General features: G+C 71.1%; 18 protein-coding genes and 3 pseudogenes. 15 read left to right on the top strand and 6 right to left on the bottom strand.

The window, feature by feature from the left end; all coding sequences use genetic code 11:
* Nucleotides 1-71: 71 nt before the first annotated feature.
* The 13 genes and pseudogenes from RWE79_RS16790 to RWE79_RS16730 all read left to right on the top strand — a co-directional run bounded on the left by RWE79_RS16790 (nucleotide 72) and on the right by RWE79_RS16730 (nucleotide 15,052).
* Nucleotides 72-1,304, top strand: coding sequence for an amidohydrolase family protein (locus RWE79_RS16790; protein WP_475940883.1), 1,233 nt, complete (start codon nucleotides 72-74; stop codon nucleotides 1,302-1,304).
* 107 nt (nucleotides 1,305-1,411) lie between these two features.
* Nucleotides 1,412-2,302 carry a TIGR03619 family F420-dependent LLM class oxidoreductase gene (locus RWE79_RS16785; RefSeq protein WP_475940882.1) on the top strand — a complete coding sequence of 297 codons (891 nt, stop codon included), beginning with the start codon at nucleotides 1,412-1,414 and terminating at the stop codon, nucleotides 2,300-2,302.
* 13 nt (nucleotides 2,303-2,315) lie between these two features.
* Nucleotides 2,316-3,092 (top strand): SDR family NAD(P)-dependent oxidoreductase, encoded by a 777-nt coding sequence (locus RWE79_RS16780; RefSeq protein WP_475940881.1) that lies wholly within the window; start codon nucleotides 2,316-2,318, stop codon nucleotides 3,090-3,092.
* A gap of 93 nt (nucleotides 3,093-3,185) precedes the next feature.
* On the top strand, nucleotides 3,186-4,313 hold the full coding sequence (locus RWE79_RS16775; RefSeq protein ID WP_475940880.1) for an LLM class flavin-dependent oxidoreductase: 1,128 nt from the start codon (nucleotides 3,186-3,188) through the stop codon (nucleotides 4,311-4,313).
* Between the two features lie 159 nt (nucleotides 4,314-4,472).
* Nucleotides 4,473-6,206, top strand: coding sequence for an N-acyl-D-amino-acid deacylase family protein (locus tag RWE79_RS16770; RefSeq protein WP_475940879.1), 1,734 nt, complete (start codon nucleotides 4,473-4,475; stop codon nucleotides 6,204-6,206).
* 170 nt (nucleotides 6,207-6,376) lie between these two features.
* A pseudogene (locus RWE79_RS16765) lies at nucleotides 6,377-7,291 on the top strand (nitrate- and nitrite sensing domain-containing protein); the annotation flags it as partial.
* 341 nt (nucleotides 7,292-7,632) lie between these two features.
* Entirely contained in the window at nucleotides 7,633-8,433 is an 801-nt protein-coding gene (locus RWE79_RS16760) for a sensor histidine kinase (RefSeq protein WP_475940878.1), read from the top strand.
* Nucleotides 8,430-8,714 (top strand): annotated as a pseudogene (locus tag RWE79_RS16755) (roadblock/LC7 domain-containing protein); the annotation flags it as partial. The gene RWE79_RS16760 and the pseudogene RWE79_RS16755, both read left to right, overlap by 4 nt.
* Nucleotides 8,715-8,966: 252 nt before the next feature.
* Nucleotides 8,967-11,556 (top strand): annotated as a pseudogene (locus RWE79_RS16750) (bifunctional FO biosynthesis protein CofGH).
* A gap of 124 nt (nucleotides 11,557-11,680) precedes the next feature.
* Nucleotides 11,681-12,787 carry an ADP-ribosylglycohydrolase family protein gene (locus tag RWE79_RS16745; protein ID WP_475940877.1) on the top strand — a complete coding sequence of 369 codons (1,107 nt, stop codon included), beginning with the start codon at nucleotides 11,681-11,683 and terminating at the stop codon, nucleotides 12,785-12,787.
* Nucleotides 12,788-12,858: 71 nt separating this feature from the next.
* Nucleotides 12,859-13,320 carry a MerR family transcriptional regulator gene (locus RWE79_RS16740; RefSeq protein WP_475940876.1) on the top strand — a complete coding sequence of 154 codons (462 nt, stop codon included), beginning with the start codon at nucleotides 12,859-12,861 and terminating at the stop codon, nucleotides 13,318-13,320.
* Entirely contained in the window at nucleotides 13,317-13,631 is a 315-nt protein-coding gene (gene trxA, locus RWE79_RS16735; RefSeq protein WP_475940875.1) for a thioredoxin, read from the top strand. The genes RWE79_RS16740 and trxA overlap by 4 nt, the downstream gene beginning before the upstream one ends.
* Nucleotides 13,632-13,873: 242 nt before the next feature.
* On the top strand, nucleotides 13,874-15,052 hold the full coding sequence (locus tag RWE79_RS16730; protein WP_475940874.1) for an IS4 family transposase: 1,179 nt from the start codon (nucleotides 13,874-13,876) through the stop codon (nucleotides 15,050-15,052).
* Nucleotides 15,053-15,323: 271 nt separating this feature from the next.
* Here the strand turns inward: RWE79_RS16730 and RWE79_RS16725 are convergent, their stop codons facing one another.
* The 3 genes from RWE79_RS16725 to RWE79_RS16715 form a co-directional block, all read right to left on the bottom strand.
* Entirely contained in the window at nucleotides 15,324-16,850 is a 1,527-nt protein-coding gene (locus tag RWE79_RS16725) for a sodium:solute symporter family protein (protein WP_475940873.1), read from the bottom strand.
* Between the two features lie 249 nt (nucleotides 16,851-17,099).
* A complete protein-coding gene (locus RWE79_RS16720; RefSeq protein ID WP_475940872.1) occupies nucleotides 17,100-17,882 on the bottom strand; it encodes an SDR family oxidoreductase in 783 nt (260 codons plus the stop codon).
* Nucleotides 17,883-18,072: 190 nt separating this feature from the next.
* The gene (locus tag RWE79_RS16715) at nucleotides 18,073-19,281 is read right to left on the bottom strand and encodes an aminotransferase-like domain-containing protein (RefSeq protein WP_475940871.1); all 1,209 of its coding nucleotides are present in this window, start codon (nucleotides 19,279-19,281) and stop codon (nucleotides 18,073-18,075) included.
* A gap of 116 nt (nucleotides 19,282-19,397) precedes the next feature.
* Here RWE79_RS16715 and RWE79_RS16710 point away from each other — a divergent pair, with 116 nt between their 5' ends.
* Entirely contained in the window at nucleotides 19,398-20,261 is an 864-nt protein-coding gene (locus RWE79_RS16710) for a hypothetical protein (RefSeq protein WP_475940870.1), read from the top strand.
* 352 nt (nucleotides 20,262-20,613) lie between these two features.
* Here the strand turns inward: RWE79_RS16710 and RWE79_RS16705 are convergent, their stop codons facing one another.
* From RWE79_RS16705 to RWE79_RS16695, 3 genes are all read right to left on the bottom strand, one after another.
* Nucleotides 20,614-20,820: a DUF397 domain-containing protein gene (locus RWE79_RS16705; protein ID WP_475940869.1), complete on the bottom strand. Its 207-nt coding sequence runs from the start codon at nucleotides 20,818-20,820 to the stop codon at nucleotides 20,614-20,616.
* Between the two features lie 187 nt (nucleotides 20,821-21,007).
* On the bottom strand, nucleotides 21,008-21,865 hold the full coding sequence (locus RWE79_RS16700) for a helix-turn-helix domain-containing protein (protein ID WP_475940868.1): 858 nt from the start codon (nucleotides 21,863-21,865) through the stop codon (nucleotides 21,008-21,010).
* 365 nt (nucleotides 21,866-22,230) lie between these two features.
* Entirely contained in the window at nucleotides 22,231-22,929 is a 699-nt protein-coding gene (locus RWE79_RS16695; RefSeq protein WP_475940867.1) for a GOLPH3/VPS74 family protein, read from the bottom strand.
* Between the two features lie 617 nt (nucleotides 22,930-23,546).
* Here RWE79_RS16695 and RWE79_RS16690 point away from each other — a divergent pair.
* Nucleotides 23,547-25,307 carry a D-alanyl-D-alanine carboxypeptidase gene (locus RWE79_RS16690; RefSeq protein ID WP_475940866.1) on the top strand — a complete coding sequence of 587 codons (1,761 nt, stop codon included), beginning with the start codon at nucleotides 23,547-23,549 and terminating at the stop codon, nucleotides 25,305-25,307.
* Nucleotides 25,308-25,367 lie beyond the last annotated feature (60 nt).

Here is a 25,367-nt window from a genome sequence, read left to right as displayed (position 1 = left end):
GCGGACGTTACCGAGGACGTCACCGAGGTACGTTACTGACGGACCGTCAGATTCGCGCTACCGTGGTCCTCATGGAGACCTTCCCGAGGATCATTTCGGTGGACGACCACACGGTCGAGCCTCCCAACGTCTGGCGGGACAGGCTCCCGTCGGCCTGTCATGACACCGCCCCCCGCATCGTCCGCGCCCCCCTGAAGTCCATCAGCTTCGTCGGCGGCCGGTTCGCCCCGAAGATGGGCGAGCCCGGCGACGACGGCCCGCTCGCCGACTGGTGGCTGTACGAGGGGCTGCGCCGGCCGCTGACCCGGCTCGACACGGCCGTCGGCTACAGCAGGGACGAGGTGCGGCTCGAAGCCATCACGTACGAGCAGATGCGGCCCGGCTCTTACAGCGTGCCGGAGCGGCTGGCGGACATGGACGTCAACCACGTCCAGTCCGCGCTGTGCTTCCCGACCTTCCCGCGCTTCTGCGGCCAGACCTTCACCGAGGCCAAGGACCACGACCTCGGGCTGCTGTGCGTACGCGCCTACAACGACTGGATGGTGGAGGAGTGGTGCGGCCCGGATGCCCGGGGCCGGCTGATACCGCTGACCATCATCCCGCTCTGGGACGCCGAACTGGCGGCGGCCGAGGTGCGCCGCAACGCCGCCCGCGGCGTCCGGGCCGTCTGCTTCTCCGAGATCCCCCCGGCGCTCGGCCTGCCCTCCATCCACTCGGACGACTGGGACCCCTTCCTGCGGGCGTGCGAGGAGACCGGGACCGTCATCGCCATGCACATCGGCTCGTCCAGTCGGATGCCGTCGACCTCGGCCGACGCGCCCGCCGCGGTCGGGTCCACCATCACCTTCGCCAACTGCTGCTTCTCGATGGTCGACTGGCTGATGTCCGGGAAGTTCGACCGGTTCCCGGGGCTGAAGATCATGTACGCGGAGGGCCAGATCGGCTGGATCCCCTACATCCTGGAACGCGCCGACGTGGTGTGGGAGGAGAACCGCGGCTGGGGCGGCGTCGCCGACAAGGTGCTGCGCCCGCCGAGCGAGCTGTTCGCCGAGCATGTCTACGGCTGCTTCTTCGACGACGCGGTCGGGCTGCGCAACCTGGACTCCATCGGCGTCGGCAACGTCCTGTACGAGACGGACTACCCGCACTCGGACTCCACCTGGCCCAAGTCCCGCGAGGTCGGCGAGAGCCAGATGGGGCACCTGGCGCCGGATGTCGTCGAGCGGATCGTGCGGACGAACGCCATCGAACTGCTCGGGCTCACCCCCGACGGCCTGTGGTCCGGCGCGGCGAACCCGGGGTGATCCCGGGTTCGGTTCCGCGACCGCGGCGGCGGCCGCCGCCGCGGAACCGGTCACCGGAGTCCGCCCCGGCTCTTGTCTGACGGTGCGTCAGGTATGACGATGGCGGAATGACCCGGACCCCGATTGTCTACGGTATGCAGTTGCCGGTGCAGTCCCTGAGCACCATGTACGCCGAACCGTGGGAGGCGGACGCGGGCCCCGAGGACCTCGCCGAGGTCGCGCGGGCGGCGGACCGGCTGGGGTTCGCGTACGTCGGGTGCTGCGACCACGTGCTGATCCCGCCCCGCCTCGCGCCGGCGATGAGCGCGACCTGGTACGACCCGGTGGCGACACTGGCCTATCTCGCCGCCGTGACGACGCGGGTGCGGCTGCTGAGCCATGTGGCGGTCATCGGCCTGCGCCACCCGCTGCTCACCGCCAAGCAGTACGCGACCGTGGACCACCTCTCCGCCGGGCGGCTCGTCCTGGGCGTCGGCGCCGGGCACGTACGGGAGGAGTTCGAGGCCCTCGGGGTGGACTTCGACCGCCGCGGGCCGCTGCTGGACGAGGCCATCGACGCCGTACGGGCGGAGTTCGCGGCGGGGGAGCAGCGGCCGGGGCCCGTGCGGCGGCCGGTCCCGGTGTGGGTGGGCGGTTCGTCCCCGGCGGCGGTGCGGCGGGCCGCGCTGAAGGGTGACGGGTGGCTGCCGCAGGGGGATTCCAGGGACCGGATGCCGGGGCAGATCGCGCGCCTGCGGGAGCTGCGGGAGCGGGCCGGCCGTACGGACCCGGTCACGGTGGGGGCGATCGCGGAGCCGCTCTACGTGGGGGACCCGGAGTGGCGGGTGGGGCGGCGGACGCTGAGCGGCAAGCCGGAGGTGCTGGCGGAGTCGCTGCGGGAGTACGGCGCCATGGGCGTGGACCAGATCCAGGTGCGGTTCCGCAGCCGCGGCACGGCGGAACTGCTGGACCAGATGGAGGCGTTCGCCGTCCAGGTGGCGCCGGGGCTCGACGGGTAGGGGAGTGACGGGTATGGGCAGGCTGGACGGCCGGGTGGTACTGATCAGCGGGGCCGCGCGCGGGCAGGGCGAGCAGGAGGCGCGGCTGTTCGCGGCCGAGGGCGCGAGGGTCGTGCTCGGGGACGTGCTGGACGAGCGGGGCGCGGCGGTGGCGGCGGCGATCGGCGCGGAGTCCGGCGCGGACCGGGTGCGGTACGTCCACCTCGACGTGGGCCGGGAGGAGGACTGGGCGGCCGCGACCGCCGCCGCCACCGAGGCGTTCGGGCGGCTCGACGGACTGGTCAACAACGCGGGGATCCTGCGCTTCAACGAGCTGGCTGCGACCCCGCTGGAGGAGTTCCTCCAGGTCGTCCAGGTCAACCAGGTCGGCGCCTTCCTCGGCATGCGTGCCGCGATCCCCGCCCTGGAGGCGGCCGGTGGCGGCACGATCGTCAACACGGCCTCGTACGTGGCGCTGAGCGGCATGGCGGGCGTGACCTCCTACGCGGCGACCAAGGCCGCGATCGTGGGCATGACCCGGGTCGCCGCGATGGAGCTCGGCGGCCGGGGCATCCGGGTCAACGCGATGTGCCCGGGGGCGATCGACACCCCGATGTCCAACCCGGGCGAGGGGGTTCCGGCGGAGGCGCTGGACCAGCTGTACGGGAAGCTCGTGCCGCTCGCCCGGATCGGCCGCCCGGAGGAGGTGGCCCGCCTCGCGCTCTTCCTGACCAGCGACGACTCCTCGTACATCACCGGGCAGCCGTTCGTGATCGACGGCGGCTGGCTGGCCGGGGTCTCGGTCTTCTGAGAGCACGCGACAACTACTTGACGGTGTGTCAGCTCAGTGCGAGAGTCAGTTCAGATCTGACGATGCGTCAGAAAAGCTAGGGATGGTGACCCCTTGGAATTCGGCATCTTCGTACAGGGATACGTACCCAAATTTCGTGCCGAGGTCGATCCTGAGGCCGAGCACCACGCCCTCATGGAGGAGACCGAGTACGTCATCCAGGCCGACAAGTCCGGCTTCAAGTACGCCTGGTTCAGCGAGCACCACTTCCTGGAGGAGTACTCGCACCTCTCGGCCAACGACGTCTACATCGGCTACCTCACCCACGCCACCGAGCGCATCCACCTGGGCTCGGGGATCTTCAACCCGCTCCCGCAGGTCAACCATCCCGTCAAGGTCGCCGAACGGGTCGCCATGCTCGACCACCTCTCCGGCCGCCGCTTCGAGTTCGGCAGCGGCCGGGGCGCCGGCAGCCACGAGATCCTCGGCTTCCTGCCCGGCATCACCGACATGAGCGCCACCAAGGAGATCTGGGAGGAGACGATCGGCGAGTTCCCCAAGATGTGGCTCCAGGACGAGTACGCCGGCTTCCAGGGCAAGCACTGGTCCCTCCCGCCGCGCAAGGTCCTGCCCAAGCCGTACGGTGCCTCGCACCCGGCCATGTGGTACGCCGCCGGCTCGCCGCCCTCGTACGCCATGGCCGCCCGCAAGGGGCTGGGCGTGCTGGGCTTCAGCGTGCAGAAGGTCTCCGACATGGAGTGGGTCGTCGACTCCTACAAGACCGCCGTCCGCGACGCCGAGCCGGTCGGGGACTACGTCAACGACAACGTGATGGTGACGACGACCGCGATCGTCGCCGAGACCCGCAAGGAAGCGGTGCGGGTCGCCGCGACCAGCAATCTGAACTATCTGCAGTCGCTGCTCTTCCGCTACCACGACACCTTCCCCCGGCCCGAGTACATCCCGCAGTGGCCCGAACTGCTCCCCCAGTACACCGAGGAACTGATCGAGCTGCTGCTCGACGAGGAACTCATCATCTGCGGCGACCCGGACGACGCGCTCGCGCAGTGCAAGCGGTGGGAGGCGGCCGGGGCCGACCAGCTCTCGTTCGGGCTTCCGGTGGGCGTGCCCTACGAGGACACCCTGCGCACCATCCGGCTGGTCGGCGAGCACGTCATTCCCAAGATCGACACGGACCCGGTCCACCGGACCACCCGATTCCGGGACGCCGCCGGTTCGTGACACCCGACGGGGCGGCGTCTTCCCGGACCGCCGCCCGGCCGCCGGCCCGGGCGCGGCGCGGCAGCGGCCTGCCGTCCGCCCCCGGCCGGCGGCCACGCCCTGCTTCCGGCCGCCCGACGGGGCGCCGACGGGGCCGACCGACACAGAGAGGGACACGTGATGCTCGACCACTTGATACGCGGCGCCACCGTGGTGGACGGCACCGGCGCGCCCTCGCAGGTCGCCGACGTGGGGATCCGGGACGACCGGATCGCCGTGATCGCCGCGCCCGGCACCACCACCGAACCGGCCCGCTCCACGCGGGACGCGACCGGCCTGGTCCTCACCCCCGGATTCGTCGACCCGCACACCCACTACGACGCCCAGCTCTTCTGGGACCCGTTCGCGACCCCGTCCATGAACCACGGGGTGACGACCGTCGCGGGCGGCAACTGCGGCTTCACCCTGGCCCCGCTCCGACCGCAGGACGCGGACTACACCCGCCGGATGATGTCCAAGGTCGAGGGGATGTCGCTGCGGGCCCTGGAGGACGGCGTCGACTGGGGCTGGGAGTCCTTCGGGGAGTACCTCGACGCCCTGGAGGGCCGGATCGCGGTCAACGCGGGCTTCATGGTGGGCCACTGCGCGCTGCGCCGCCATGTGATGGGCCCGGACGCGGTCGGCGGCCGGCCGAGCCCGGCCCAGCTGGACGCGATGCTCCGGCTGTTCCACAGCTCCATGGAGGCGGGCGGCTGGGGACTGTCGACCACCCAGTCCTCCACCCACTCCGACGGTGACGGCAACCCCGTCGCCTCCCGGCACGCCCTCCCCGACGAACTGCTCGCCCTCTCGCGGGCGGTCGGCGAACACGAGGGCACCCAGATCGAGGCGATCGTCGCCGGCTGCCTGGACCAGTTCGCGGACGCCGAGATCGACCTCTTCGTCGAGATGAGCGCCGCCGCCGGCCGGCCGCTCAACTGGAACGTCCTCACCATCGACGCCGCCGTCCCGCAACGCGTCCCCCGCCAGCTGCTGGCCTCCGAACGGGCCCGCGAGGCCGGCGGCCGGATCGTCGCCCTCACCATGCCGATCCTCACCCCCATGAACATGTCGCTCGGCACCTTCTGCGCGCTCAACCTGATCCCCGGCTGGGGCGAGATCCTGTCCCTCCCCCTCCCGGACCGCATCGCGAGGCTGCGCGACCCCGCCGTACGCGCCGAGATGCTGCGCCGCGCGGACAGCCCGGAGGCCGGCGTCTTCCGGCGGCTGGCCGACTTCGGGCGGTACGTCATCGGGGACACGTACACCGAGGCCAACGCGGGCGTCAGCGGGCGCGTGGTCAGGGACGTCGCGGCCGAACGCGGCCAGGACCCCTTCCACACCCTGGTGGAGATCTGCGCCAACGACGAGCTGCGCACGGTGCTGTGGCCGATGCCGACCGACAACGACCCGGACAGCTGGGAACTGCGCCGCCGCACCTGGGAGCACGAGGACGTGATGCTCGGCGGCTCCGACGCGGGGGCGCACCTGGACCGGATGTGCGGGGCGCCGTACACGACCCGCTTCCTGGGAGACTGCCTGCGCGGGCGCCGGCTCCTCCCGCTGAACCGCGCGGTGCGCATGCTGACGGACGACCCGGCCCGGCTGTTCGGGCTGCGCGGGCGCGGCCGGATCGCGCAGGGCTACCACGCGGACCTGGTCCTGTTCGACCCGGAGCGGATCGACGCCGGGGTCGCCACGCTCGTGCACGACCTGCCCGGCGACAGCCCGCGCCTGGACTCGCGGGCCCAGGGGATCGTCAGCGTGCGGGTGAACGGCGTGGAGACGATCCGGGACGACGGGATCACCGGGGCGATCCCCGGGACCGTACTGCGCTCGGGCCGGGACACCGGGACGGTCAGCACGAAGGGGTGATCCCCGGAAGCCCGGAAGCCCGGAAGCCCGGACCCGCGGGGGAGACGGCGCACGCACGGAGCGCCGCGGGCACTGTTACCTGATGCACCGTCAGCCACTGTGAGCGGCGCGCAACTCATCCCTAACATGGCGGAAACCGGCCATCGCCCCGCGGCCACTAGGTTCGCGGCATGAAGGGCCGTACGAAGCGAACGCGGGCACGGAGACCACCGGACCCGGCACCCGGACCCGCCCTCCCCGCGCCGGGCCCGGCCGTCGTACCGGCGCGGCCGCGCGCCCGGCGGGTCCCGCGCCACCGGCCGCTGCCCGGCTGGCGCACCATCCGCGGCCGGGTCGCCGTCGTACTGGCCGTGCCCACCTGCCTGCTCCTGGCGATGGCCGGGTCGGCCTTCGGGACGAGGGTCGCGCAGTTCGACGACGCCCGCGAGACCCGCACCGAGGTCGACCTCTCGCTGCGCGTCCAGGGACTCGTCCACGAGCTGCAACGGGAACGAGGCCTGACCAACGGCCTGCTCGGCGGCGAGGAGTCCTACGCCCCTGAACTGCGCAAGCAGCGCAAGCGGGTGGACACCGCCCTGTACGACCTGCGCAACGAGCCGGTCGTCGCCACCGCCGTCCAGGACCGGCTGGCCCGGCTCACCCCGGTACGGGGCGACGTCGACATCCATGTCGCCGACAGCGCCACCACCCTGCGCTTCTACACCGCCGCCATCACCACCCTCAACGCCGAGGACCCCGCCGCCGACACCACCACCCGCGGCGACCGCAGACTGCGCGAGGGCCTCGCCGCGCTCCAGGCCCTCGCGGCGGCCAAGGAGGCCATCGCCCTCGAACGCGGCTCACTGAACGGCGTGTTCGCCGCCGGCTCCTTCACCCGCGGCCAGTTCCTGGAATTCACCGAGCAGCGGGCGACCCGTGTCGCCGCCCTCGCGCGCTACCGGCAGGTCGCGACCGCGGCGCAGCGGGCGGCACTCGACAACGCCTTCAGCTCCGTCGCGGCCCACAGCGCCGAGTCGTACGAGCAGCTGGCCGAACGCGGCGCCGACGGATCGGCCCTGCGCATCGACGCCAACGCGTGGTGGGACGACATGACCGTGCTCGTCGACGCGCTCTACGAGGTGCAGCAGCAGGTCGGGGCCGACCTGCGCACGCGCACGTCGCAGCTCAGCGACGACGCCACCACCAAGCTCCTCGAATATCTTGCCGCCGGCCTGCTCGCCGTCGCCCTGGTGACCGCGTCCTGGCTGCTGGCCTCCCGCTCCATCACCCGTCCCCTGGACGCGCTCGCCCGCGACGCCGCCGATGTCGCCAGGCAGCGGCGCGCGCCCGGGGACGGCGACTGCGCGGCGCCGAGGAGGTCACCAAGGTCGCCGCCGCGCTGCGCGGCGTCGAGCGCACAGCCGTCGGCCTCGCCGCCGAGCAGGCCGTGCTGCGCCGCAACACCACCGAGTCCCTGGCCAACCTCGGCCGCCGCAACCAGGGCCTCATCCGGCGCCAGCTCGGCCTCATCACCCGCCTGGAGAACCAGGAACTCGACCCCGACGCCCTCGCCGAGCTCTTCGAACTCGACCACCTCGCCACGCGCATGCGGCGCAACGCCGAGAGTCTGCTCGTCCTCGTCGGCCAGCACACCCCCCGTACGTCCCACGGCACGGCGACCAGCCTGGAGCTGGTGCAGTCCGCCGTCGCCGAGGTCGAGCAGTACCGCCGTGTCGTGGTCGCCACCGTCGAACGCTGCTCGCTGCGCGGGCACGCCGTCGCCGACCTGGCCCACCTCCTCGCCGAGATCGTCGAGAACGCGCTCACCTTCTCCCCGCCCTCCGAGCCCGTCGAGGTCCACGGCTGGGCCGACGGCGAGGAGTACTGCCTCGCCGTCGTCGACCACGGCGTCGGCATGCCCGGCCCCGACCTGGAACGCTCCAACGCCCGGCTCTCCGGTGACGAGGCCTTCCTCGTGGCCCCGACCCGCTTCCTCGGCCACTACGTCGTCGGCCGCCTCGCCCGCCGCCTCGACGTCGAGGTCCGGCTCTTCGACACCCCGGGCGGCGGCGTCTCCGCCCTCGTCACCCTCCCGGCGCGGCTCCTGGCCCCCGCGTCAGAGACCCCGGCCCCGGCCGCCCGCAAGCCCCCGCGTACCCCGGAGAACGTCTCCTCCATGCTCAACGGCTTCCGCGCCGGCATCGCCCGCGCCGAAGCCGGACACGACAGATTGGACCCCGTGCCGTGACCACCGCCGTCCAGAGCTTCGGCTGGCTCATCTCCGAGTTCGTCCGCACGGCCGACGGGGTCACCGACGCCGTCGCCGTGTCCTCGGACGGCCTGCTCATGGCCGCCTCCGACGGCCTCGGCCGCGACCGGGCCGACCACCTCGCCGCCGTGGTCTCCGGCATCACCTCCCTGGCCCAGAACGCCGCCGGCACGCACGGCTTCCGCGGCATGAAACTCGTCATGATCGAGATGCTGGGCGGCTTCCTGATGGTCGGCCGCATCCGCGACGGCTCCTGCCTGGGCGTCCTCGCCGCCGAGGGCTGCGACGTCGGCCTGGTCGGCTACGAGATGGCCGTACTGGCCGACCGGGCCCGGAGAACTCCTCACCCCCCAGCTCGTCGTAGAGCTCCGCTCGGCCCCCCTGGCCGTCGCCTGAGCCCCACGGCGGCGGGGCGAAACGGAGGCGAACCGAGCCACCGGAACAAGGGGCGTGATCAAGGTGACAGCGCACCCCTCAGGCCCCCCACCTATGCTCTGAGGATGACGCAACGCATGCCGCGCCCGGAGGCGCCGAACACGCCGCCCACCGCCAACAGCATGCGCCGCGCGCTCAAGCGGGCCCGTGACGGCGTCGCCCTCGACACGGCGGAGGCCGCCGTCCTCCTGCAGGCCCGGGGGGCCGATCTCGCGGACCTCACCGCGGGCGCCGCCCGGGTCCGGGACGCGGGGCTGGAGGCCGCCGGACGGCCGGGTGTCATCACGTACTCCAAGAGCGTCTTCATCCCCCTCACCCGGCTGTGCCGGGACACCTGCCACTACTGCACCTTCGTCACCGTCCCCGGCAAGCTGCGCCGCGCGGGCCACGGGATGTTCATGTCCCCCGACGAGGTTCTGGACATCGCCCGGCGCGGTGCCGAAATGGGCTGCAAGGAGGCACTGATCACCCTCGGCGACAAGCCCGAGGACCGCTGGCCCGAAGCGCGTGAGTGGCTGGAGGCCGAGGGGTACGACGACACGATCGCCTACGTACGGGCCATCTCGATCCGCATCCTGGAGGAGACCGGGCTGCTCCCGCACCTCAACCCCGGTGTGATGAGCTGGACCGACTTCCAGCGGCTCAAGCCGGTCGCCCCGTCGATGGGCATGATGCTGGAGACCACCGCGACCCGGCTGTGGAGCGAGCCCGGCGGCCCGCACCACGGCTCCCCGGACAAGGAGCCCGCCGTCAGGCTGCGCGTCCTGGAGGACGCCGGACGCAGCAATGTGCCCTTCACCAGCGGGCTGCTGATCGGGATCGGCGAGACGTACGACGAGCGCGCCGAGTCGCTGTTCGCGCTGCGCAGGGTCGCCCGCGCCTACCACGGCATCCAGGAACTCATCATCCAGAACTTCCGCGCCAAGCCGGACACCGCGATGCGCGGCATGCCGGACGCGGAACTGGACGACCTCCTCGCCACCGTCGCCGTGGCCCGGCACATCATGGGCCCGTCCGCCTGCCTCCAGGCGCCGCCCAACCTGGTGGACGCCGAGTACGCCAGGCTCATCGGGGCCGGCATCGACGACTGGGGCGGCGTCTCCCCGCTCACCCCGGACCACGTCAACCCCGAGCGTCCCTGGCCCCGGATCGACGAACTCGCCGAGCACTCGGCCGCCGCCGGCTTCTCCCTGCGTGAACGCCTGGCCATCTACCCGGAGTTCGTCCAGCGCGGCGAGCCGTGGCTGGACCCTCGGCTGCTCCCGCACGTACGGGCGCTGGCGGACCCCGCGACCGGGCTCGCCGTGGCGGAGGTCCTGCCGAAGGGCCTGCCGTGGCAGGAGCCCGAGGAGGCCTTCACGGCCACCGGCCGCACCGACCTGCACGCCACCATCGACAACCACGGGCCGCACCGGCGACCGCCGCGACGACTTCGACGCCGTCTACGGCGACTGGGAGGCCCTGCGCGAGCAGGCGGCGCCCGGCCTGGTCCCGGACCGGGTGGACGCCGACGTCAAGGCCGCCCTGCGGGTCGCCGCCGACGACCCCACCAGGCTCACCGACGCCGAAGCCCTCGCCCTGTTCCACGCCGACGGCCCGGCGCTGGACGCCCTGTGCGCGATCGCCGACGACGTACGCCGGGACGCGGTCGGCGACGAGGTGACGTATGTCGTCACGCGCAACATCAACTTCACCAACGTCTGTTACACCGGCTGCCGGTTCTGTGCCTTCGCCCAGCGCCGCACCGACGCCGACGCCTACACCCTGTCGCTGTCCCAGGTCGCCGACCGCGCCGAGCAGGCCTGGGAGGTCGGCGCGACCGAGGTCTGCATGCAGGGCGGCATCCACCCCGACCTGCCCGGCACGGCGTACTTCGACATCGCGCGGGCGGTGAAGGAGCGCGTGCCGGACATGCATGTGCACGCCTTCTCGCCGATGGAGGTCGTCAACGGCGCGACCCGCACCGGGATGTCCATCGGCGACTGGCTCTCCGCCGCCAAGGAGGCCGGGCTCGACTCGATCCCCGGCACCGCCGCCGAGATCCTCGACGACGAGGTCCGCTGGATCCTCACCAAGGGCAAACTGCCCACCGCCACCTGGGTGGAGGTCGTCACCACCGCCCACCGGCTGGGCATCCGCTCCTCCTCCACGATGATGTACGGGCACGTGGACCAGCCCCACCACTGGCTGGGCCACCTCCGGCTGCTGGCCCGGCTCCAGCAGGAGACCGGGGGCTTCACGGAGTTCGTGACACTGCCCTTCATCCACACCAACGCCCCCGTCTACCTGGCCGGCATCGCCCGTCCGGGCCCGACCCAGCGCGACAACCGGGCGGTGACGGCGATGGCCCGCCTCCTGCTCCACCCGTACATCCCCAACATCCAGACCAGCTGGGTGAAGCTGGGCACCGAGGGCGCCGCCGCGATGCTGCGCTCCGGCGCGAACGACCTGGGCGGCACGCTGATGGAGGAGACCATCTCCCGGATGGCCGGCTCGGCCTACGGCTCGTACAAGTCCATCCAGGACCTGATCGCCATCGCCGAGGCGGCGGGCCGTCCGCACCGGCAGCGGTCCACGACGTACGGGGAGGTCACCGCCGAACGCGTCGCGGCCGGCCGCGCCTCGGACGGCCACCTCCCGGAACTGCTGCCGGTACTGGGGCAGTAGCGTCGGAAAACCAGCGGCAAAAACCTCGTGGGCCCGTGGGTGACTGATCACATTCCGTACTTGACCGGGAGCTGACCGTTCCTGGTCGATTACAGTACTGGGCGACGATCTGGGAGGTGCGGGCATGTGCGCAGCCGTATGGGGGCGCGCCGAACAGCAGGGTTTCCGCAGCCGGGTGCGTGGCTGTCTGCTGGGCGGCGCGATCGGCGACGCGTTGGGCGCGGGTGTGGAGTTCGACTCACTGGAGGCGATCCGGCAGGCGCACGGCCAGGTAGGCGTGACCGACTACGTCACCGCCTTCGGCCGACGCGGCGCCGTCACCGACGACACGCAGATGACCCTGTTCACCGCCGAGGGACTCATCCGCGCCCAGGTCCGCCGCGACAGCGGCGCCTGGCACCCGCCCACCGACATCCACCGCGCCTATCTGCGCTGGGCCGCCACGCAGAACGACTGGGGCCCCGACGAGCGCCGCGAGGACGCCGGCTGGCTCGCCCGTGAGGAGTGGCTCTACTCCCGCCGCGCACCCGGCCGGGCCTGCCTCACCGGCCTCGGCGACGACGTCATGGGCACCCTCGACAAGCCCAAGAACCCCGGCTCCAAGGGCTGCGGCACCGTCATGCGCTCCGCGCCCTTCGGGCTGCTGGTCGGCTGGGAGCCGGAGCTGGTCTTCCAGCTCTCCATCGAGTGCGCCGCCCAGACCCACGGCCACCCCACCGGCATGCTCGCCGCCGGGGCGTTCGCGGTCATCGTGCACGGCCTGGCGCGCGGCGACGCCCTGGACGGCTCCGTACAGCACGCGCTGGCGCTGCTGGCCGGCCACGCCGGCCACGAGGAGACCACCGAAGCTCTCAAGTCCGCCCTCGGGGCCGTACGCCAGGGCCTGCCCACCGCGTCCCGGGTCGAGTCCCTCGGCGAGGGCTGGACCGCCGAGGAGGCCCTCGCCATCGGCGTCTACTGCGCCCTCGTCGCCGAGGACGTACGCCACGGTCTGCTGCTCGCGGTCAACCACTCCGGCGACAGCGACTCCACCGGCTCGATCTGCGGCAACCTCCTTGGCGTCCAGCACGGCGAGACCGCCCTGCCGCCGGCCTGGGTCGCCGAGCTCGAAGGCCGCGGCACCATCCTGCAGCTCGCCGACGACTTCGCCATGGAGATGACCCAGGCCCCCGCGCTGCACGGCGCGAACGGCGTCTCCCAGGTCTGGCTGAACCGCTACCCCGCCGCGTAGGCCCGGCTACGGCCCCGGCCCGGGCTCCGGCGCTGGCCTTGACGTCGGCGTCAGGGTCTACGGTCGTGACCATGCGGATCGGAGAGCTGGCCGAACGGGCGGGGACCACGACACGTGCCCTGCGCTACTACGAGTCGCGCGGACTGCTGCGCGCGCGGCGCACGGGCAACGGCTACCGCGCCTACGACGAGTCCGACCTGCGGCTGCTGCGCCAGATCCAGCTGCTGCGGGACTTCGGCTTCGAACTGGAGGAGACCCGGCCGTTCGTGGACTGCCTGCGGGCGGGCCATCCGGAGGGCGACTCCTGCCCGGCCTCGATCGAGGTCTACCGGCGCAAGCTGGCCGAGCTGGACGACTGCATCGCCCGCCTGAGCGAGGTGCGGGCCGGGATCGAGGCGCGGATGGCGAAGGCCGGACCGCGGTGCGAGTTCAGCTGCGACAGCGGCAGCGGCAGCGGCAGCGGCAGTGACAGCGACAGCGGCAGTGACAGTGACAGTGACAGTGACGGGGATGGGGATGGGAGTACGCGATGAAGACGGTGACCGACGAGACCTTCGCCGAGGAGGTCCTGCGGGCCGACCTGCCGGTCCTGGTGGAGTTCACGGCCGACTGGTGCGGGCCGTGCCGGCAGATCGAGCCCGTGCTGAAGGAAGTGGCCCGGGAGGAGGAGGGCCGGCTGAAGGTGGTGCGGCTGGATGTGGACACCAACCCGGAAACCCAGTCCGCGTACGGCGTGCTGTCGATGCCGACGCTGATGGTGTTCCGGGGCGGTGAGCCCGTCAAGTCCATGGTGGGCGCCCGGCCCAAGCGCCGGTTGCTCCAGGAACTGGCCGACGTGATCTAGGGCGTGTTGCGAAAGTCCCGCCTGCTCCACGACGCCTGGCACGCACGCTCGCCGCGTTGTCGGGATCATCCAAGTACGTCCAGTACGAGGACGACCCTCCGCCTTGCGATCGCACGCACCAGACGCCGCGGAGCCCGCCCTGCGGGCGGACGGCGCTACTTTCGCAACACGCCCTAGGCCCAATGCCGTTGCCTTTGCTGTAGGCGTACTGTGCTTGGCAGTTCGTCCCGGGGGTGGTTCGGATGGCTGCGAGTGTGTCTGACTTATCGGGTCTCGGCCTGTTGACCTGGGTGTATCCGCCAGGCTTGGTGGACCGGGTGGTGACGGCGTGCGGCCGTGCCGAGCGACGTCAGCGGCTGCTTCCCGCGCGGCTGGTGGTGTACTTCGTGCTGGCGTTGGCCCTGTTCTCACCTGCCCCGTATCTGGAAGTGATGCGCCATCTCGTCGAGGGCTTGCGGGGCTCGGGGCTGCTGGGCAACTGGCGTGTTCCGGCGAAGTCCTCGCTGTTCAGGGCCCGGCAGCGGCTGGGCTCCGAGCCGCTGCGGGTGCTGTTCGCCACGACCGCGAAGCCGATGGCGACCGAGGCGACGCCCGGCGCGTTCTGGCGGGGCTTGCGGCTGCTCGCCGTCGACGGCACGTGCTGGGACGTCGCGGACAGTGAAGCCAACGAGACTGCCTTCGGACGTCCGGGCAGTGGCCGCGGGTCGGGCAGGAGCGCGTTTCCGCAAGTGCGGATGGCAGCTCTGGTGGAGATCGGCAGCCATGCGGTGCTGGACGCGGAACTGGCCGGCTGCCGCACCGGGGAAGTCACTCTGGTAGGCCGCCTGCCGCGTTCGACCGGCCCAGGTCAGCTGGTCCTGGCCGACCGTGGGTTCCTTGGCGTCCCGTTGTGGCAGGCGTTCACCGCCACCGGCGCCGACCTGCTGTGGCGGGTGCCCGCCAACCGCGTCCTGCCCGTCACCAAACAGTTCCGCGACGGGTCATGGCTCTCACACATCAGAGCGAGCGGCGGCCCGGCCCGCAAGGAGCCGGTTGTGGTCCGTGTCCTGGCCTACCGGCTCAAGGACCGGGCCGGTGAGGGTGAGACCGACGACTATCGCCTGGTCACCAGCCTGCTGGACGCCCGACGGTATCCTGCCCGGCAGCTGGCCGCGCTCTACCGCGAACGCTGGGAGATCGAGTCCGTCTTCGCCGAGATCAAAACCCATCAGCGTGGCGCACGCGTCGTGCTCAGCAGTAAAACACCCGACGGTGTTCACCAGCAGATCTGGGCACACCTGCTGGTCCACCACGCTCTGCGGGAACTCATGCTGAGAACGGCTGCCACCCGTGGCCTGGGCCCTGACCGGGTCTCCTTCACCGAAACGCTGCGCTCTGCCCGGCGCAGCGTGACCGTCACGCCGGGCAGTTTTTCCCCCTGACCTCCTGGTCAGAGCACTGGTGATGCTCGAGCAGGACCTCCTGGAACGGCTCCTGCCCGTCAGACGCCTCCGCAGCCAGCCCCGCGTGGTGAAACGCAAGATGTCCAACTACCGCCTCAAGCGAACTGAACACCGTTCCTGGCCACAGCCGACCCGCACCGGACCTCAAGCGGTCCTCATCACAAGACCCCAGCCCGCAAGCCCGTAACGCAACGGCATTGGCCCTAGGCCGGACGGAGCCCGGCCCCCGGCCGGGGCGGTGTACGCCCCCTCACTCCGCCCCGGTCGCCGCCGGGACGGCCTCCGCGGCCGTGGAACCGTCGTCGTCGGAGTTGATGCGGGCCAGGACCGCGTCGCGCTCGGGGGTGTCCTCGGGCTTGACGAAACCGATGAGGATGTACAGCACGAGCGACGTGGTGAGCGGTGTGACGATCTGGATCTGCAACTGCACGCCGTCCAGGCCGTAGTTGGTCAGCCAGAAGGCGAACAGACCGGCGGCCCAGGAGATCAGGGCGGCGGTCGGGCCGGACCTGCGGAAGGGCCGCAGCAGGCCGAGCATGAACGGGATCGCGATCGGGCCCATGAGCCCCGCCACCCACTTGATGACGATGGTGATGATGTCCTTGAAGGTGGGGGAGTTGACCTGCGTCGCCACCGTCATCGACAGCGCCAGGAAGGCGATGGTCGAGATCCGGGCCGCCAGCAGCCCGGCCCGGGTGTCCCACTCGCGGGCGGCCCGGGAGACGACCGGGGCGATGTCGCGGGTGAAGACGGCGGCGATGGCGTTGGCGTCGGAGGAGCACATGGCCATGGTGTGCGAGAAGAAGCCGACGACGACCAGCCCGAGCAGGCCGTGCGGCAGGAGCTGTTCGGTGAGCAGGCCGTAGGAGTCGGAGGCGTCCGGCTTCTGCGCCTTGACCAGCAGCGGGGCCACCCACATCGGGAAGAAGAGCACCAGTGGCCAGACGAACCACAGTGCCGAGGACAGCCGGGCCGACCGGGTGGCCTCGCGGGCGGAGCCGGTGGCCATGTAGCGCTGGGCCTGGTTCCACATACCGCCGTTGTACTCGAAGGTCTTGATGAACAGGTACGCGAGCAGGAAGGTCACCGTGTAGGGCCCGGCGGTCGGATGCGTGTGCACGTCCGGCAGCCGGTCCCACACGGTCCACAGCCCGCTGAAGCCGCCGATCTTGCCGAGCACGGCGATCAGCATGGCCAGCCCGGCCAGTAACTGGATGACGAACTGCCCCAGTTCGGTCAGCGCGTCCGCCCACAGCCCGCCGACCGTGCAGTAGACCGCGGTGACCGCGCCGGTGATCAGGATGCCCTGGTTGAGCGAGGCGCCGGTGAAGACCGACAGCAGGGTCGCGATGGCGGCCCATTTCGCGCCGACGTCCACGATCTTGAGCAGGACACCGGACAGGGCCAGCGCCTGCTGCGTGGGCACGTTGTAGCGGTTCTTGAGGTACTCCAGCGGCGAGGCGACGTGCAGCCGCGAGCGCAGCCGGTTGATCCGGGGCGCGAAGAGGTTGGCGCCGACCGCCACGCCGATCGCGATCGGCAGGGACCAGGTGACGTACGAGGTGATGCCGTAGGTGTACGCGATGCCCGCGTAGCCGGTGAACATCACGGCGCTGTAGCCCGACATGTGGTGCGAGATGCCGGACAGCCACCAGGGCATTCTGCCGCCGGCGGTGAAGAAGTCGCTGACGTTGTCGACACGCTTGTGGGACCACAGGCCGATGGCGACCATCACGCCGAAGTACGTGATGAGCACGGCCCAGTCGAGACTGTTCATGTCTTGACACCCCCTCCAGGGGTCCGCCTTGTGAACGGGTACGTACTTCGCCGGTACGTCCGTCATGGGGCGGCGCCCCAGATTGAACCGCCTGTTCAAGGGGTGGTCAAGACCGCACAAGTTCAAGGACGTGAACATAGGTCAGCAAGCAGAACGATTTTGCCTGTTCTTGACCCACCTCGGCGTTGTTGGCGGCCCGCGCGACGCCCCACCATGAGCGGGTACTTCGCCGGAACGCCCCGTCCCGAACTACCTCATCAGCTCACCGGCGTTCACCAGCAGCGACTGCCCGGTGATCGCCCGCGCCCGGTCGGAGGCCAGGAACGTCACGGCCTCCGCCACATCGCTGTCGGTGGCCAGCTCGGGCAGTGCCATGCGCTCGGTGAGCCGGGCCAGCACCTCCTGCTCGGGCACGCTCTCGACGTGCGCCGTGTACTGCACGAACGCCTGCACCGGCGGTCCCCACATCCAGCCCGGCAGCACCGTGTTGACCCGGATCCGGTACGGGCCCAGCTCCCGCGCCAGCGAGTACATCGCCGAGGTGAGGGCGCCCTTCGAGGCGGCGTACGCGGCCTGCCGGACCTGGGTGGGCGCCGCGACGGCGGACTGGGTGCCGATCAGGACCACCGAGCCGCCGCGCTCCTTCAGGGCGGGCAGGCAGGCCCGGGTCATCCGCAGGGTGCCGAAGAGGTTCACGTCGACGACCTTGTGCCAGGTGGCGAAGTCCGCGTCCTCCAGGCCGCCGAAGTGGGCGTCCAGGGCGGCCACGTTGACGACCGCGTCGATCCCGCCGAAGCGTTCGGCCGCGAGCGCGGCCAGCGCCTCGCACTGCCGCTCGTCCGCGATGTCCGTCTCCCGCCAGGCCGTGCTGCGGCCCTCCGGGTCGATCGCCTCGGCGGCCTTGGCGAGGTACTCCCCGGTCCGCGCGCCGAGCACCGCGCGGCCGCCGTCCCGCACGACGGCGGCCGCGACCTGGTGCCCCAGACCGGCGCCTACGCCGGAAACCACGACGGTCTTGCCCTGGAGCAGCATGACGGGGGCTCCCCCCTTTTTTTGGGCGGCTCGGTTCGCCTCCGTTTCGCTCAGTCGCTGTCGACGGTCGATCGTGCTCGGTCGCTCGTTCCTCACGACCTGCGCGCGTTCTCCTTTTCGACAGCGACCGCTCCACTTCGGCTCACTCGCCGACGGGGAACCGGTGCCGCAATGCTGACGGACCGTCAGTTTAGATGCGCTCGCCGGGGATCGCCAGGGCCTTGCCGAGTCGCAGCAGTCCCTCCCGGATCTCGGCCGGGGTGTGGGTGACGAACGACAGCCGCAGCGCCGCCGGGTCGGGCTCGCCGGTGAAGAAGGGGGCGCCGGGGACGTACGCCACGCCGTGGGCGACCGCCGTCGGCAGCAGGGCGGTCGCGTCGTAGCCCTCCGGGAGCCGGGCCCAGACGAACATGCCGCCCTCTGGGCGGTTCCAGGAACTGCCCGGCGGCAGGGCGTCGGCCAGGCCGCCGAGCAGGGCGTCCCGGCGTTCGCGGTAGGCGCCGCGGACCCGCGTGAGGTGGGCGTCGAGGTCGGAGTCGGCGAGATAGCGGGCCGCGGCGGCCTGGTCGACGGTCGAGGTGTGCAGATCGCCGGCCTGCTTGGCGACGACGCAGGCCCGCCGCAGCGCGGCCGGGGCGCGCAGCCAGCCGAGCCGCATTCCGGGCGACATGATCTTGGAGAAGCTGCCGAGCAGCACCGTGCGGCCGGCGGCGGTCGGGAGGGAGGCGATCCACGGCGCGGCCTCGCCCTCGTAGCGCAGCTCCCCGTACGGATCGTCCTCGATGATCCACAGGCCGTGCCGTTCGGCGATCGCGGCGACGGCCTCGCGGCGGGCCGCCGGCAGGGTGCGCCCGGTCGGGTTCTGGAAGGTCGGGATGAGGTAGAGCAGCTTGGGGCGCTCCCGGACGACCAGTTCCTCCAGTGCGGCCGGATCGATGCCCCCGTCGGCGGAGCCGTCGCCGGGCACCGGGACGATCCGGGCCCCGGCGAAGCCGAAGCTCTGCAGGGCCGCCAGATAGGTCGGGTCCTCGACCAGCACCACGTCGCCGGGCTCCAGCAGGGCGGTCGCCAGCAGCGACAGGGCCTGCTGCGAGCCGCCGGTGACCAGGAGCTCGTCCGGCCCGCTGGGCAGCCCCCGGGCGGTGAGCCGGGCCGCCACGGCCGTGCGCAGCGCCGGGTCGCCCTCGGTGGTGGAGTACTGCAGGACGCGCTCCGGGTCCTCGGCGAGCACGCGGTCGTACGCGGCCCGGATCCCCTCGGCGTCGAAGAAATCGGGGGCGGGCAGCCCGCCGGCGAAGGAGATGACCTCGGGCCGGGCGGTCAGCGCCAGGATCTCGCGTACCGGCGAGGCTGCGACCGAGGCGGCGCGGGCGGCGAGACCGGGAACGGGGGCGCGCATGACTGATCTATCTCCTGGGCTCGTCTGCCGTGCGGAAGTGGCTGGAAGCTACATCTAATCCGGCCGGGGCCGCCACACCCTTCCAAATCTGACACTCAGTCAGCTAAACCGGTGTCATGACATCCGACGACGCCCCCCAGGACACCCGCAGCGACACCTACGCCGAACTGGCCGCCCTCGGCCCCTACGGACCGGCCTTCGGCCACGCCCTCATCACCATGGTCGAGCCCCGGCCCGGCCACGAGTACGCGTACAACCGCTGGTACGAGGACGACCACTTCATCGCCGGTGCCATGGCCATGCCCTGGATGTACGCCGGCCGGCGCTGGGTCGCCACCCGGGACCTCCAGGGGCTCCGCTACCCCGAGAAGTCCGCCGTCGCCGAGCCCGTCGGCGCCGGCTGCTACCTCACCGTCTACTGGATCACCGCCGGCCGCTACGCCGACCACATGAAGTGGACCGTCGGCATCAACAAGCGCCTCAACCGCGACGGCCGGGTCCACCACGCCCGCACCCATGTCTTCACGGCCTTCCAGGACCACGCCGCCACCGTCTACCGCGACGGCGCCGCCGGCCCCCGCGACATCCACGCCCTCGACCACCCCTACGCCGGGCTCGTCCTCCAGGTCGTAGACGCCGAGTCGGCGGCGCAGCGGGCGGAGTTGCTGGAGTGGCTGCGGGCCCGGCACCTGCCGAGGCGGCTCGCCGCCGGATCACCGGCCGCCATGGTCACCGTCTTCCGGCCCACCCCGCTGCCGCTGGACCGGATGTCGTACGTCAAGCAGGTCGAGGGCACCGACACCCGGCTCACCCTGCTCTGGTTCCTGGAGCGGGACCCGCGCGAGGACTGGGGGAGGCACTTCACGGGCCTGGACGAGGAGATCGCCGCCTCCGGGCTGGGCCGGGTCGAGCTGGTGGCGCCCTTCATCCCGACCGTCCCGGGCACCGACACCTATGTGGACCAACTGCGGTCAACCTGATCCGGCCGTGAAGGACCGGGCTTGGAGAAAGTGAACCGATCGAGTTCAACGGCGAACTCGATCACACGCACAACCCGCCCGAGGCGGCGCTGTCCCGGCCGGCCGGTCCCTCAAGGCGTGTCCGCCCACAGCCTCCGGCAAGGGGCACCACCCGGCCGTGGCAGGGCTCCGTTGTGCGTCATCAAGCAGCACATGTCCGCTGTGAGGCGCGCGTCAGGGCAGTCCGGAGAAGCGATGCCTCTCGGGCGTGAGCGCCGGAGGTTCCTCGCTGGATCACGCTGAACAGGCGGAAGCCCCCTCGGCCAGGACGGCGATGCCGGTCGAGAGGGCATATGACTCCTGCCGGCGCCGGCTAGGAGAGGTCGAACGTTCCCTGACCGACTCCGGTCACGAAGGCCGACCAGACCTGGGAGGGGAAGCTCAGCCTCGGCCCCTCAGGGTCCTTGGAGTCGCGTACGGCGATGCTGTCCTGCCCCGGGACCGCGACTTCGACGCACGCGCCGTTGTTCCCGGAATACGAGGACTTTCGCCAAGAGAGGAAGGTGTCTTCCCGCTGCATGATCGTCACTCCGATCGTCTGTGAACTGACGTGATGTGCCTGTGCAGGTAGGCACGTTCCGAAACGCTACGCGCCGACATCACTGTCTGAGGAGAGGCATTCACTCGACCGGATGGCATATTCCACTTGCGCCTTCCACGGTGCGAACTCAGGTGTACCGTGCCGCCCTGAGCCCCGACTGGTTGATTCAGGGCGCGTATTCCTTCGCGACGTCGAGGATGAACTCCTTCGACTTCTCCGGATTCAGCGCCTGGGCGCGAAGGTACTCGTACATCATCACGTACTTCTGCACATCGGCGTGCTTTTCCAGGTAGAGATCGCTGGTCACGCCTTCCAGGTAGACCACGGTGGAGTCAGAACTGTCCTCGAACTCCAGCACGCTGAAGGAGCCGTACATGCCCGGGTGGGCGCCCACCTCGTGCGGCAGGATCTGCACCGTGACGTGCGGCAGGGTGCTCATGTCCGCCAGGTGCTCCAACTGCTCGCACATCACCTGCGGGCCGCCCACCACCCGCCGCAGCGCCGACTCGTCGACCACCACCCACAGCCGGAGCGGATGTTCCTGATCGGCGATCCGGTCCTGCCTCTTGAGCCGCACCTCGACCCGCTTCTGGATGTCGGCGGGCGTCGCCTCGGGCCCCATGCCGAAGATGACCGCCTCGGCGTACGTACGCGTCTGCAGCAGCCCCGGAACGATCAGCGACTCGTAGGTCCGCAGTGAGGCCGCCTCGGTCTCCAGGCCGATGTAGACGCTGTACGGGATATCGCCGAAAGCGTGCCACCAGCCCTGCTGACGGGACTCCTTGGCCATCTGCATCAAGGAGTCGACAATGCGCGGATCCTCGACCCCGTACACCCCGCACAGATCACGGACATCGCGCTGGCTGATACTGCGGCGGCCGTTCTCCAGGCGGCTGATCTTCGACTGGGAGACGAGCAGCTCTGCCGCTACCGCTTCCGCCGTCAGCCCCTTCAACTCGCGCAGTTTGCGCAGTTCGGATCCAAGACGCCGTCGCCTGACGGTGGGATTGACGTTGGCGGCCACGGGATGCGCACCTCCGGTTCAGAATGGTTTCTGCATTCTTCCGCGCTGTGTGTACTGCTGGTCAGCAGCCTGCCACTACCGGTCACCGGCGCGCTGGGAAATGGTCGTATGGTCCGGTCTTCGGCCCCGGCCGGACACACAGCGACGCGCGGGGCGCGGACCGTCGACCGGTCCGTGCCCCGCGCGTCACAGCGGCTCCCGTGACCGGGTCGCTGGGGACGGGTGCGGTGTTTCGGTGTCCGGGCCCTGCCTCCGGACTCCGATTCCCGTCCTGGTTACTACGTGTCGGAAGTGCGTGCGGTGCGTGAACTGCCTCAACTGCCTGAACTACGCGGAGCTGTGCACGTGGGGGACGCTCTCCTCACTCATCGGACGCCGGCCCTGGCCATGCCGTGCCCCGCCTGGGGTCGCCCCTGCGCGGGTGCCCGTTTCGGCTGAGCGGCAACGCCGTTCTGTACGTCCATGACCGCGTGCGCGACGAGGCCGCCCATGGGGTCGTACCGGATCAGGTCCCTCAGGCGCGAACGTGACGACCGGCCCTCGTTACCCGGGTAGAGGTGCTTGCCGAGGCCCACCGCGTGGGCGAGCGCGGCCAGCGCCGCGGTCCGCGGGTCCGGCGGCACGCCGGTGCGGATCGCGTTGTCCAGACGGGCCCTGATCTCCCGGCTGACTTCGCTGTCGGTCGCCTGATAGCGGGTGGTCGGCAGCACCCCGCACATCTGCCCCGCCACGGCATGCACCATGCCGCACCGTTCGAGATGCGCGAGATATGTCTGGCGCAGCCCCAGGCGGGGCCCGCCGATCCAGTGGACGGCACGCACGGGGCTGCCGCGTCGCCGCAGCAGTTCGAGCGCGGAGTCCAGGGTCGGATCTCCTGTCGGCCGTGGGTGCACCACGGCGATACGATCCCCATCAGGGGCTATTCGCCCTGCCAGAGCCAGCTCCACTAGCTGTGCCCCGGCAAGGCCTAGGTCGAGCGACTGCGGCTGCGCCGTGGTACCCGTGGTCGGGTCCAGGGCGAGAAGCAGTAGCTCCTCCGGAATACTTCTGCGGCTCCTGCCCATCCATGCCTCCCCGCGTGGATGAAGACAGGGTGACGCCTCTCACAGGGACCTGTCGAGAGCGCCTTGCCCGTTCGTGCGGGAACCGACTCATATGTCGTTCTCGTCTCCCCCTGGTGCGGGGGTGTCGAGGACATGTCGTAAAGCGCTTCGGCGGGTCTCTCAGAGGCTTCTCAGCCTGGGGCAGGACACTGGTGTAAGGGTGGAGCGGGCCGCCGTGACGGTGGTCCGCCTGACGTGTGGAGGAGGTCTGCGTGGCGGGCGAGTCCCCCGGCAGTGCGGAGCAGCAGGAGTCGTCGGGGGAGGTGACCGGGCGCAGGACGGAGGATCCGAGGCTCGCGGTATTCCGTGGGCCAGGAGAGGCGGAAGGTTCCTCCGACGCTGATCGTAACGATCCGGACACGGTTTCCTCCAGTGCCTCGGAGGAGCCCGATGAGGCGGCTTCCGAGGAGCGTATTCCGGCTGCGGAGGATGAGGGAGCCGAGGTAGACGCGGAACCCGTCGAAGATACGGATCCCGACGGGCGGGAGACGGAAGCGGAAGTCGAACCGGAACCGGAATCCGAGCCGGAGTCGGAGTCGGAGCCGGAGTCGGAGCCCCGTCCCCGCGAGGGCACCCTCATGCTGACGGGCCGCGCCCTCGCGGACGCACGGGCGAGCGCGGAACCGGCTGACGCCGAGCCCGCCGATGCCGAGCCCGACGCCGATGCCGAGCCCGACGCCGACGCCGAGCCCGCCGATGCCGAGCCCGACGCCGATGCCGAGCCCGAAGACGAGCGCGAGCCCGAAGACGAGCGCGAGCCCGAGCCCGAGCAGGGTGGGTCCGGGGCGGCCAAGTCCGGGCCGGAGAAGGAGTCCCGGGGTGGGTCCGGGTCCGTGAAGGCCGGACCCGAGCCGGAGCCGGAGCCCGGGCCGCGCCCCCGTGAGGGCACGCTCGTGCTGGCGGGCCGCACCGTCGCGGAGGCCCGGGCGAGCGTCGCGCTGCCCGATGCCAAGCCCACGGCACCCCCCGTGCCGGTCGGCACCTTCGTACCGCTGGTGACCGACGACGAGCCCGCCGTGCCGCGCGAGCGCACCAAGCAGATGCCGCTGCCGCCGGTGCCCGGGGAGCCGCTGAAGCTGCTCGCCGAGCTGACCAACACGCCCCCGCCGCGGGAGACCCCGCTGCGGACCGTGGCCCGGCGGTTCAAGATCTGGACCCCGCTGGTCCTGCTGCTGGTCCTGGTCTTCGCCCTCGTGCAGACGTTCCGTCCGCTGCCCGATCCGCAGCTCCGCCTCACCGCCGCCGCCTCCCACACCTTCGACGGCGACGAGCCCTCACTGCCGTGGCCCACCGAGGGCCAGGCCGTCGTCGAGGTCGAGGGCCTGGGCACCCTGGGGTCGTCCGGCAAGGAGAAGCCGGTGCCGATCGCCAGCGTCGCCAAGGTGATGACGGCGTACGTGATCCTGCGCGACCACCCGATCAAGGCCGGTACCAAGGGCGCGACCATCACGGTCGACCAGAAGGCCGCCGACCAGTACACGAGCGGTCAGGAGGAGCAGGAGTCCGTCGTCAAGGTGACGAAGGGCCAGAAGCTCAGCGAGTACGAGGCGCTGGAGCACGTACTGCTCCCCTCGGCGAACAACGTGGCCCGGCTGCTGGCCCGTTGGGACGCCGGCTCGGAGTCCGCCTTCGTGAAGAAGATGAACGCCGCCGCCAAGTCCCTCGGCATGACCAACACCACCTACACGGACCCCAGCGGGCTGGAGTCCACCACGGTCAGCACCGCCAAGGACCAGGTGAAGCTGGGCCGGCAGGCGATGAAGGACGACGTCTTCGCCGCGATCGCCACCACGATCAAGTACACGGACAGCGACGGCACCGTCCAGAGCAACTACAACCGCCTCGCCGGGTTCAACCACATCGTCGGCATCAAGACCGGCACCAGCACCGCCGCCGGCGGCAATCTGCTGTTCGCCGCCACCCGTGAGGTCGACGGCACCAAGCAGCTGATCATCGGCGCGATGCTCGGCCAGTACAAGTCGCCGATCATCGACACGGTGCTGGCCCGCAGCAAGGAGCTCATCCAGGCCACCCAGGCCGCGCTGAGCTCGGACACCATCGTCCGCAAGGGCGATGTCGTCGGCTACGTCGACGACGGGCTGGGCGGCCACACCGCCGTCGTCGCCACCGAGAACGTCACGGCGGTCGGCTGGTCCGGCCTCAAGGTCAGCATCTCGCTGAAGGCGTCCAGGTCCGGCATCGCCCACGAGGCGCCGTCCGGCACCAAGGTCGGCACCCTCACCGTCGGGAACGGCGACAGCACCATCAAGGTCCCGGTCGCCCTGCGGTCCGCCCTCACCGAACCGGGCTTCGACAGCAAGCTCACCCGGGTCGCCTGACGTCGGCGGGGTCCGGGGGCGCCTGCCGGCCCCGGACCCCGCCCACCGTCGGCCGTGAGC

The organism is Streptomyces sp. RLA131, from assembly GCF_056270125.1.
This window is presented reverse-complemented; position numbering and strand designations above follow the sequence as displayed.